2 protein-coding genes are annotated in these 2170 nt (G+C 72.2%); both read left to right on the forward strand.

The window, feature by feature from the left end; translation table 11 throughout:
* The first annotated feature begins 300 nt into the window (after positions 1–300).
* Positions 301–1086, forward strand: a complete 786-nt coding sequence (locus ACYVE9_RS24025; RefSeq protein WP_461029986.1) for an electron transfer flavoprotein subunit beta/FixA family protein — start codon at positions 301–303, stop codon at positions 1084–1086.
* A gap of 55 nt (positions 1087–1141) precedes the next feature.
* Entirely contained in the window at positions 1142–2104 is a 963-nt protein-coding gene (locus ACYVE9_RS24030) for an electron transfer flavoprotein subunit alpha/FixB family protein (RefSeq protein ID WP_461029987.1), read from the forward strand.
* Positions 2105–2170 lie beyond the last annotated feature (66 nt).

Genomic DNA, 2170 nt, shown 5'->3' on the forward strand with positions numbered 1-2170 from the left:
GGGTGGTGCTGGCCGAGGTGCTGACGGGCGGCACCGGCGAGCCGGGCCGTCCGCTGCTGTACCAGCAGGGCCGGTTCCGGGCGCTGCGCGACTGAGGCGCCGGGCCCCGCCGCCGCCACCTGCGCCACGCGTTGGCAACGTCACAGTTAACCGGCCTTGCCCACGGGGAATGCGATGGTTGTACTGGCGAGTAATAAACTTGGCGGAGAACCGGAGCACCTGACCGGAATCCGCCCCGACAGGCGCCTATGCTGCCTGCACGAGGCAGCCCCGTAATGACGATGCAGTAGGAGAGCCGGCGTGAGCCTGAGGATCGTTGTCTGTGTGAAGTACGTGCCCGACGCCACCGGCGACCGGCACTTCTCCGAAGACCTGACCACTGACCGTGACGCGGTGGACGGTCTGCTGTCGGAGCTCGACGAGTACGCGGTCGAGCAGGCGCTGCAGATCGCCGACGCGGCCGACGACGCGGAGATCACCGTCCTCACCGTCGGACCCGAGGACGCCAAGGACGCGCTGCGCAAGGCGCTCTCCATGGGCGCGGACAAGGCCGTGCACGTGGAGGACGACGACCTGCACGGCACGGACGTCATGGGCACCTCCCTGGTCCTCGCCAAGGCCATCGAGAAGACCGGCTACGACCTCGTGGTCTGCGGCATGGCCTCCACGGACGGCGTCATGGGCGTGCTGCCCGCGCTGCTCGCCGAGCGTCTGGGCGTTCCGCAGGCGACGCTGCTCTCCGAGGTGTCGGTGCAGGACGGCAAGGTGACCGGCCGCCGCGACGGCGACGCCGCCACCGAGCAGCTGGATGCCGCGCTGCCCGCGGTCGTCTCCGTCACCGACCAGTCCGGCGAGGCCCGCTACCCGTCGTTCAAGGGCATCATGGCCGCCAAGAAGAAGCCGGTGGAGTCCCTGGACCTGGACGACCTGGACCTCGAGGCCGAGCAGGTCGGCCTGGAGGGCGCCTGGACGAAGGTCGAGGACGCCGCCGCGCGCCCGCCCCGCAGCGCCGGCACCGTGGTCAAGGACGAGGGCGAGGGCGGCAAGCAGCTCGCCGAGTTCCTCGCGGGCCAGAAGTTCATCTGAGCAGGTCCGCCCGCCCGTCCGCAGAGCCCGCACTTTTCCTCGCAGGAGCATTCCCATGGCTGAAGTCCTTGTCTACGTCGACCACGTGGACGGTGCCGTCCGCAAGCCGACCCTCGAACTGCTGACCCTGGCCCGCCGCATCGGCGACCCGGTCGCCGTCCACCTCGGTGCCGGCGCCGACACCGCCGCCCCGGTGCTCGCCGAGTACGGCGCGGTACGGGTGCTCACCGCCGACGCCCCCGAGTTCGCCGACTACCTCGTCGTGCCGAAGGTCGACGCGATGCAGGCCGCCCACGAGGCCGTCTCGCCCGTGGCCGTGCTGGTGCCGTCCTCCGCCGACGGCAAGGAGATCGCCGCCCGGCTGGCGCTGCGCATCGGCTCCGGCGTCATCACCGACGCGGTGGACCTGGAGGCCGGCGACGACGGCCCGGTGGCCACCCAGTCGGTGTTCGCCGCCGCGTTCACCACCCGCTCCCGGGTCAGCCGCGGCACGCCCGTCATCACCGTCAAGCCGAACTCGGCCGCCCCGGAGGCCGCGCAGGCCGCCGGCACGGTCGAGCAGCTGTCGGTGTCCTTCGGTGACCAGGCGAGCGGCACCAAGGTCGTCTCCCGCACCCCGCGGGCCGCGACGGGCCGCCCGGAACTCACCGAGGCCGCGATCGTGGTCTCCGGCGGCCGGGGCGTCAACGGCGCCGAGAACTTCCACGTCGTCGAGTCCCTCGCCGACTCCCTCGGCGCGGCCGTCGGCGCCTCCCGCGCCGCGGTGGACGCCGGCTGGTACCCGCACGCCAGCCAGGTCGGCCAGACCGGCAAGTCGGTGTCGCCCCAGCTGTACGTGGCCGCCGGCATCTCCGGCGCGATCCAGCACCGCGCCGGCATGCAGACGTCGAAGACGATCGTCGCCGTCAACAAGGACGCCGAAGCCCCGATCTTCGACCTGGTCGACTACGGCGTGGTGGGTGACCTCTTCGAGGTCCTGCCGCAGCTCACCGAGGAGGTCAAGACCCGCAAGGGCTGACGCTTCGCTCCCAGGCGTGACCCCCGCGACGGCCGGGGTCCGGCGGCTCCGGCCCGCCGGACCCCG

It is taken from the genome of Streptomyces sparsus, from assembly GCF_054776295.1.

Coding starts and splice junctions, on each gene's coding strand:
- ACYVE9_RS24030 (WP_461029987.1), top strand. CDS start 1,142: ATGGCTGAAGTCCTTGTCTACGTCGACCACGTGGACGGTGCCGTCCGC.